Here is an 8,133-nt window from a genome sequence, read left to right as displayed (position 1 = left end):
GCTTGTGGGTTTTCAGGTTTGCGTATGGCTACGCTGATTCGTAAGACAAAGCGCGTCCGAATCGGACCTGTTACGCTCTATCGTGGCGATTCCTCGCTGCTGCTGCCCGAGCTCGGGCCGTTTGATGCAGTCGTTACCGATCCGCCATATTCATCGGGGGGTATGGCGCGCTCCGATCGTGTTGCGTCAACGTCCACCAAGTATGTGAGCTCGGACGCAGCAAAGCAGTACCCTGACTTTCTCGGTGACAATCGGGACCAGCGCAGCTTTGTGATGTGGGCTAGCGTTTGGTTGGGTCACTGCCTGGACATCACGAAGCCCGGAGGTATTGCTTGTGTGTTCTCGGATTGGCGGCAGATTCCTGCAATGTCCGACGCTCTGCAGGTTGGTGGCTGGGTGTGGCGCGGCGTTGTGCCGTGGGACAAGCTCAATGCCCGGCCCCAGCCGAATCGGTTTCGTGCTCAGTGTGAATATGTGCTCTGGGCGACGAACGGGCCTAGGGACACAAGCACTGAAGGCGCCGAGTATCATCCTGGCTTGTTGAGTGCGGCGCCGCCGGCGACTAGCTGCCGCGTTCACGCTGCACAAAAGCCGGTTAGTATTCTGCGGACGTTGTGCAAGGTTGCCGGCAGCGGCGGCGTTGTGGTTGATCCGTTCTGCGGCAGCGGCCAGACCGGCATCGCTGCGGCGGCGGAGTCGCAGGAGGCTGTCCTGATCGAGAAGTGCCGCGAATCTTCGCGGTAGCGTGCGAGACTGTTACGGCTGGTCTGCGCGCGCTTGACGGGAAACCCCGTGCCCGTGCTTGATTGGTATGTTTGCGCAGGTGGCTCAGCCTGGCGGTTTGGCTGGGGTCCCTACTTGGTCGGCACGCCGGACTGGCCCTGTGGATTGGCTGCCCGTTTGACGGGCGGTTAAACGTTTTTAAACCCCTATTTAACCCTTGGACCGGCCTTGATCATTTCATGTGGCCAAGTTGTTCAAAGCAAGTGGCCGCTTACATGCGACGGCGCAGTATGGCAAGTAGCCCTCTCCCCGGCCCTCTCCCACTCGCGTGGGAGTCCAGCCGCCCCTTTGGTGCGCTTATTCGCGCATCAAACTGTCAGCGACGATGCGCGATTTTCACGACGGTGCAGTGTGGCAAGTAGCCCTCTCCCCAGCCCTCTCCCACTCGCGTGGGAGAGGGAGCGCTCCCTCCCCCGCGATCGCGGGGGAGGGTCGGGGAGGGGGGTACTTGCGACCAAGATTGGCACCACCCACAACCACGCTTGCTACACACGGCAAATATCTCTTGCGTGTTTGATTCTGGGCGGGCCATCCATCGCCCGCATCGCCTCTAAACTTGTTCGGAGGCTCCCTTGGGAATCTCTGAACAAATGCAGCGTCGGTAGGGGCCATGGACGGTCCGCATCGGTCCGGTGGTGGTGAATTTTCGGGCCCGGCTCATGATTCCGGCTTGATCCAAATGCGTATTGCCCGGATGATCAGGCTTCCTTGAACCTGAGAACACAACATGGCCGAGCGGATCTGGGTGATATTGCGACATGCGAAGGCGGAATCCGAAGGTCCGGACGGCCGGGATTTTTCGCGGCGGCTGACCGCCGATGGCGAGCGCGACGCGGCCGCGGCCGCCGCGTGGCTGGCCGACAAAATCGGCAAACAGTCCGCGCGGGTGATCAGCTCTCCGGCGCAGCGGGCGCTCAGCACTGCGCAATTGGTCAGCGCCGCTATTGACGGCAGCCTGGTCACCGATCCGCGTATTTATGAGGCGACTCCTGGCACACTGCTGGAGGTGCTCAACGACCATGCGGCCGATGGCATCACGTTGCTCGTCGGTCACAACCCCGGGCTCGAACAGTTGGTTGCATTGCTCTGCGAGGGGCGTACCGGCGAGTTTCGGGGAATGACCACCGCCGGCATCGCCTGGGTTGAGATTCCGAAAGGTGAAGTCGAGCCGGGGCAGGGTAGCCTCAAAGCGTTCTGGTGGCCCTGAACATGGCGGCCGGGGGCATCACCGAGCGGCTCCCGGCAGTGGCCTGATGCGCTGGTGGGCACTCCTGGCGGGTGTGGTTGCCGGCTGCCTGGTTGCCGCTGTCGCCTTTGCTGACACGGTTCCGAATACCAGCCCGGAACCCACCGCGGCCATCCCGGTACCGAAAGCAAGCGACTTGCTAGTCTGGCGGGTCGATAGCAGTCGATCGCGGGCCGATTTCCAGATACTTGCGCTTGCGATGATTCCGATTCGCGGGCAGTTTGCCGATTTGAGTGGGCTGGTTAGTCGCGGTCATACCCTCGATTCTGTTCGCGTACTGGTCCCCATGTCGGGGCTCAAAATGCGCTCGCCAGACAAGCGCCGCTGGGCGTTGTCTGATGAATTTTTTGATGCGGAGCGATTTCCGGAAATCGAGTTCGAAGCCGCGCTCGCGCCAACCCAGTCGCTTGCGGCGCTGGAGGTCGGGCAGGGGATCGACGGCAATCTCGGCATGCATGGCAGCACTGCGAGCCAGCGCTTCAAGCTGGCCCGAAGTACCTGTGACCTCAGGGAGCCCAAAGCCTGCGAGCTCGACCTGGAGGCGGACATCCAGCGCTCACGGTTTGGGTTGGATCGGCATTCGTTCACCTTGGCCGACACGGTTTCGATGAAGATAACGCTCTATCTCGAACCGTTGACGCCATGATCAGCCCCTGGGGACACTTCCGGCTGGACCGATTCGCCCACATCATGCGGGCGGTGCGCGTGTGGCCCGTTAGTCAAGCCATGCGCACTTGGCAGTTCACGCTGCCGGCCCGTTACCTGCATCTGCATCTGCATCTGCTTGGTGTGGTCTGCGTCGCACTGCTGCTTGGCCCTGGTTGTGCCACGCGGCACAAGCTGTATCGAGAAGCCGAATCGATCGTCACGTCCGAACGCCGCACCGAGATTCATTGCGACGAGCCGGTGAATCACTGCGCGCTGAGCTCGGCTTGGCAGCGTGATGCCGACGGCCTCGCGATTGCGGGCGACTCGGCGGCGTCCGTGCATGAGTTGACGTTGTTCGAAGACGGCACTGACGCGCTGGCAGCGCGCGTTCATCTCATTCGTGCCGCGCGCCATAGTATTGCGATGCAGACGTTCATCTTTGATCCCGATGACACCGGCAATCTGATCCTGCACGAGTTGCTCAAAGCCGCCGAACGCGGCGTCCGGGTTCAGATCATTCTGGACCAATTGTTCTCGCTCGATGGGCGCAAGTTGCTGGCCCGCCTCGACAAGAGCCACGCGAATTTCGAGATGCGTGTCTACAATCCGACCTTCAACGAAGCGCAGACAGCGCCATTGGAGTTTGCCGCTGGAATCGTTTGCTGTTTCCGACGATTCAATCAACGCAGCCACAACAAGCTCCTGCTCGTTGACGATCGCTTGGCCATCCTGGGTGGCCGCAATATCTCCGATCACTACTTTGATCTCGGCCACGACTTCAATTATCACGACCGCGATGTGCTGCTGATCGGGCCCGAGACGCTGACGATGCGCGCGTCGTTCGACCAATTTTGGTCCCATCCGCGAACGCGGAGCCTTTGGCAGCTCAACGATGTCGCCAAGAGTCAACTGGCGAATCCGCACCTGAGGCCAATGTTGGCGGCGGAAGTGCCGATTGCGCCGCGTATGCAACGGTTCATCGACCTGGCGCTGGATCCCGAATGGCTGGAAGGCATGCGGGCGAAACGTGTGGAAGCGGCCCAGGTCAGTTACTTCTCAGATCCGCCAGACAAACCGTTTGTCAGCCTGGATGCGCGGCGTGATCTGAGCCTGCGCATGGTCGAGCTGATCGAGTCAGCCGATACCGACTTGTTGCTGCAAACGCCCTACATGGTGCTGTCACGGCCGGCACGCGATGCGTTTCTGAAACTCGCAACAACCAAACCGGATCTCCGAAAGCGCGTGTCGTCGAACAGCTTGGCGGCGACGGACGCGTGGCCAGTCTACGCAGTCGCCCACAAGCATCGACGCCTGTATTTGGAGGACTTGGGCTTTGAGTTGCACGAATTCAAGCCGTATCCTGGCTACTCCGATGCGGCGCTGAACGCCAAGCCACCCAATTTTGTCAAAAGCTCGATACGAATCGTGCGCGAACGCGCGCCGCCGCTTGATCGCGCCATTCCAAGGCGCAGCCTGCACTCCAAGTCAATCGTCATCGATCGGGAGATCGGTATTATCGGCTCGCACAATTTTGATCCGCGATCGACGTGGTTGAACACGGAGAACGGGATCATCGTCTGGGATCGGCGCTTCGCCAATGCGCTCGCGCTCGAAATCGAGGCCGACATGGCGCCGGAGCAAAGTTGGGTCGTGGCCAGAAAGCCCGATGTCCGAATCTTGACGCCGCTCAATCAGACAGTCGAGCGGGCGACCGAGTGGCTGCCGTTGTTCGACGTGTGGCCCTGGCGCTATGCAACGAGCTACGAGTTGAAGCCCGAATGCACACCACTGCGGCGCGATGATCCGCATTTCCTGGAATGCTATGTGCGCGTTGGGGACTTCCCTGAGGTCAATTTGTCGACCAAGGCTATTTACACCCGGATCCTGACGGCGTTCGGCGTGGGTCTGACACCCATTCTGTGAAGGCTCGGCGGCGATTCGATGCCGCCTTGAAACCTGGCGATTGCGCGCATACTGTGCGTCCAGCGCGACGATTCGGGAACCCGGCGCCGCGATCGTGGTCTGTACCCTCAATCTTCAGCTCTGAATACACCATGCGCCGAATCCTGTTTTGCCTGAGTGCGATCCTGTTTGCCTGTTCCACCACGCCGGTGCTGGCGCAATTACCATCGGTCGTGGATGGTCAGCCGATGCCATCGCTCGCGCCCATGATCGAGCGCGTGCAGCCCGCCGTCGTCAACATCAACACGGAAACGCGGGTCAAAGTCCGCGATCCGTTTTGGGATGATCCGTTCTTTCGCCGGTTTTTTGGCGCGCCGAACCAGCCGCAGCGCGAGCGAGTGGAGCGCTCGCTGGGCTCGGGTGTCATCGTTGACGCTGCCAAAGGATTGGTGCTGACCAACAACCACGTGATCGAGAACGCGCAGGACATCAAGGTCACGCTGGCCGATGGCCGCACCTTGAATGGTGAGTTGGTTGGGACGGATCCCGAGACCGATATTGCGGTGATCAAGGTTGTCGCCAAAGACCTGCATGCCTTGCCGCTCGCCGACTCGTCAAAGCTGCGGGTGGGCGATTTCGTTGTGGCGATCGGTAATCCGTTTGGTCTGGGTCAGACCGTCACGAGCGGCATTGTGTCGGCCCTTGGGCGCTCCGGCCTGCGCGGCGTGGGCGTTCAGAACTTCATCCAGACCGATGCCTCAATCAATCCGGGCAACTCGGGCGGCGCGCTCGTCAACCTGCGCGGGGAGCTCATTGGCATCAACACGGCTATTTTCACGCCGTCTGGTGGCAACGTGGGTATCGGCTTTGCCGTACCAGCCGACCTGGTTCGCGAGGTCATCCGGCAGCTCGTGCAGTTTGGCGAGGTCAAGCGCGGCAGCCTGGGTGTCGAAAGCCAGGACATCAGCGAGGAAATGGCGACCGTGCTAGGCGTCAAGATGCACGCTGGCGTGGTTTTGACGCGCGTGCTGGCCAACTCGCCCGCGGAAGTGGCCGGCCTCAAGGTCGGCGACGTCATCACTGCGCTTAATGGCAAGGCCATCGGTAGCGTGCAAGAGCTGATTAACGCGGAAGCGTTGTTACCGGTTGGCCAACGCGTCATCGTCAAGATCGTCCGCGACGGCAAGCCCTTGGACGTGCCGACCGTGCTAAAGCCAGCCGAGCTGCGCCAACTGTCCGGTGAGCGCCTCGACCCACGCCTGAGCGGCGCCCAATTCGGTGATCTGCCGGACAAGTACACCCGCGAAGGCGTCAGCGGCGTCTTGGTCACCCGCGTCACCCCCGGCTCCAAAGCCGAACAGGTCGGCCTCCAAAAAGACGATCTCGTGCGCGGCATCAACCGCGCCGCCATCGCCGATCTGACTCAGTTCGAACAGTACATCGAACAAAAACCGAGACAGATCGTCCTAACCGTCGTCCGCGGCAACCAAGCCTTCTACGTAGTGATGGAATAGCAAACCATTGCAGCACTTTGATTTGCGCCAGGGATGGCGCAACCGCGAATCGATCACGCCAGTGATTGATTCGGCGAGAGCGAGTCCGGACATGCGCCGGACTCGCGAGTTGTAAGTCGCCCAGGATGGGCGATTTACAACGGGTGACAACTGGCCGTCGCCGGGGAAAAGTCACGCCTTTTCCCCGGCGGGCCTCGGGCCTCGATCTTCCCGGAGAGAAATTTCCGCAGGAAATTTTTCTCCGCTCAATAGTGCGTAGCCAGCCGATAAGCCGGATTCTGTCGAGAACCATCATTCGTCTGGGACAACCATCGCTGGCCGCCTCAAGCGATCTACCCGGGAACACGACGGGCCGCCGTATCGTTCCCCTATTTGATCTTGCTTCGAATGGGGTTTGCCGTGCCTTGCGGCGTTAGCCCCGCAAGCGGTGCGCTCTTACCGCACCGTTTCACCATCACCACGCACGCTTGCGCGCCGTTCGGCTGTCTGTTCTCTGTTGCACTGTCCGTCGGCTCGCACCGCCCAGGCGTTACCTGGCATTCTGCCCTATGAAGTCCGGACTTTCCTCGATGCTCGCGCACCGCGATGGTCTGGCTGACTCCGCGTCATAAGTCTGACATCAATGCCATGTGCGTGCACACTATGATCCCGGGCCTGTTCAGAATGCCTCGGAGACCGCATGTCCATGGACCGCCTGACCATCGTCACCACGGGTGGCACGATCGACAAGATCTATTTCGACGACAAGTCGGATTACCAGATTGGCGCACCGCAAATTGGCGACATCCTGCAGGCGCTCGGCGTGGCGTTTCGTTTCCTGGTGATCCCATTGCTCCGAAAGGACAGCCTGCATGTCACCGAGGACGATCGCGACTTGATCCGCCGAACGATTGCGGCGCAGGAGACCCGGCACATTCTGGTGACCCACGGCACCGACACGATGGTCGAAACGGCGCGCGTGCTGACAACGATTCCAGACAAGGTGATCGTGCTGACGGGCGCTCTGAATCCGGCACGCTTCATGGGTTCCGACGCGGTGTTCAATATCGGCTGTGCAGTCGGTGCGGTACAGACCTTGCCAGATGGCGTCTATATCGCGATGAATGGCCGCGTTTGGGATCCGCTGAAGGTACGCAAGAATCGCGACGCGAACCGCTTCGAACCGGTGTGAGCTCAGTCGGCTGATCGTCCAATCGTCGACAGGTGAAGCGCACCAAGTAAAAGGCCGCCCGAAGGCGGCCTTTTTTGCTTCGGCTCGGCGCGAGGCCGAGTCGGCACTTGCTTACATGTCGGTCTCGAGCGAGATCGACGCGAACCAATGCGCGTCAGCGATTTCGCCATAGTTGTCTTCGGCGTTATCGTCCGAGTTCGTCCAATTGATGCTGGCCGAAACCGGGCCCCAACTGCGGCCAACGCCAACGCCAAAGTGCGTGTAGCTTTCCAGCCCAACATCGTCGGACAGATCGTAACGGCCGAGTTCGCCCGTGACTTCCAGTTCCCACCACGGCAGGGCATAGCTGCCATTGACGCCATAGTAAATGCCGGTGGCATCGGTATTGAACACGTCGTTCGAATAGCCCAGCGTGACGAACACGAAATCGTTGTAGCCAAACGTGCCGATCAGTTCGTTGTAGTTGTAGTCGAACCCTTCTTCCGTTCCCGGATAGAAGTAGCGCACCAGCATGACGTCGCCGCTGAAGCCTTCGCCGAATTCCCAGGCGTAGCCGGCTGACACGTCGATCTCGAAGTTGGCATCGTCTTCAAAGTCCGAGTCGCTCGGCGTGAAATCGACGCTGGAACCCCATACGCCGGCATAGAAGCCCGATTCATGGGCGACCGTCACGCCGCCCTGCAGCGCTGCACTTTCCTGCGACTGCGAAATGCCACGGAAGACGTAGTCGGAGGTCAACGTGCCAGACAGGGTGGTGGTCCAGGTGGCGGACGCTTCGTCTTCCTGGGCCAGGGCAGCACCAGATGCGGCAAGCAGCAGGGCACTGGCAAGCATGGACTTTTTGAACATGGGGCAACTCCTTGTTTTGT

Annotated in this window: 7 protein-coding genes and 1 other RNA gene; 6 read left to right on the top strand and 2 right to left on the bottom strand. The window is 60.6% G+C overall.

What is annotated here, in order from left to right; genetic code table 11:
• The first annotated feature begins 24 nt into the window (after positions 1-24).
• The 5 genes from C7S18_RS12125 (at position 25) to C7S18_RS12105 (ending at position 6,093) form a co-directional block, all read left to right on the top strand.
• Positions 25-744 carry a DNA-methyltransferase gene (locus C7S18_RS12125; RefSeq protein ID WP_106891816.1) on the top strand — a complete coding sequence of 240 codons (720 nt, stop codon included), beginning with the start codon at positions 25-27 and terminating at the stop codon, positions 742-744.
• Between the two features lie 766 nt (positions 745-1,510).
• On the top strand, positions 1,511-1,990 hold the full coding sequence (locus tag C7S18_RS12120; protein WP_106891815.1) for a SixA phosphatase family protein: 480 nt from the start codon (positions 1,511-1,513) through the stop codon (positions 1,988-1,990).
• Between the two features lie 46 nt (positions 1,991-2,036).
• Positions 2,037-2,675 carry a YceI family protein gene (locus C7S18_RS12115; RefSeq protein WP_106891814.1) on the top strand — a complete coding sequence of 213 codons (639 nt, stop codon included), beginning with the start codon at positions 2,037-2,039 and terminating at the stop codon, positions 2,673-2,675.
• A complete protein-coding gene (locus tag C7S18_RS12110) occupies positions 2,672-4,600 on the top strand; it encodes a phospholipase D family protein (RefSeq protein WP_106891813.1) in 1,929 nt (642 codons plus the stop codon). Before C7S18_RS12115 ends, C7S18_RS12110 begins: the two co-directional genes overlap by 4 nt.
• A 131-nt stretch (positions 4,601-4,731) precedes the next feature.
• On the top strand, positions 4,732-6,093 hold the full coding sequence (locus C7S18_RS12105; RefSeq protein WP_106891812.1) for a DegQ family serine endoprotease: 1,362 nt from the start codon (positions 4,732-4,734) through the stop codon (positions 6,091-6,093).
• Positions 6,094-6,344: 251 nt separating this feature from the next.
• Here C7S18_RS12105 and rnpB read toward each other — a convergent pair.
• An RNA gene (gene rnpB / locus C7S18_RS12100) (RNase P RNA component class A) lies at positions 6,345-6,695 on the bottom strand.
• Between the two features lie 83 nt (positions 6,696-6,778).
• On the opposite strand from rnpB, the gene C7S18_RS12095 reads away from it, so the two are divergent.
• Positions 6,779-7,264 (top strand): asparaginase domain-containing protein, encoded by a 486-nt coding sequence (locus C7S18_RS12095; RefSeq protein WP_106891811.1) that lies wholly within the window; start codon positions 6,779-6,781, stop codon positions 7,262-7,264.
• Positions 7,265-7,375: 111 nt separating this feature from the next.
• On the opposite strand, the gene C7S18_RS12090 is transcribed toward C7S18_RS12095, so the two are convergent.
• The gene (locus C7S18_RS12090) at positions 7,376-8,113 is read right to left on the bottom strand and encodes a TorF family putative porin (protein ID WP_106891810.1); all 738 of its coding nucleotides are present in this window, start codon (positions 8,111-8,113) and stop codon (positions 7,376-7,378) included.
• Positions 8,114-8,133: the final 20 nt, after the last annotated feature.

The organism is Ahniella affigens (genome assembly GCF_003015185.1).
GTDB lineage: Bacteria > Pseudomonadota > Gammaproteobacteria > Xanthomonadales > Ahniellaceae > Ahniella > Ahniella affigens.
The sequence above is the reverse complement of the archived record's forward strand: the minus strand, read 5'-3'. Positions and strand labels throughout refer to the sequence as shown.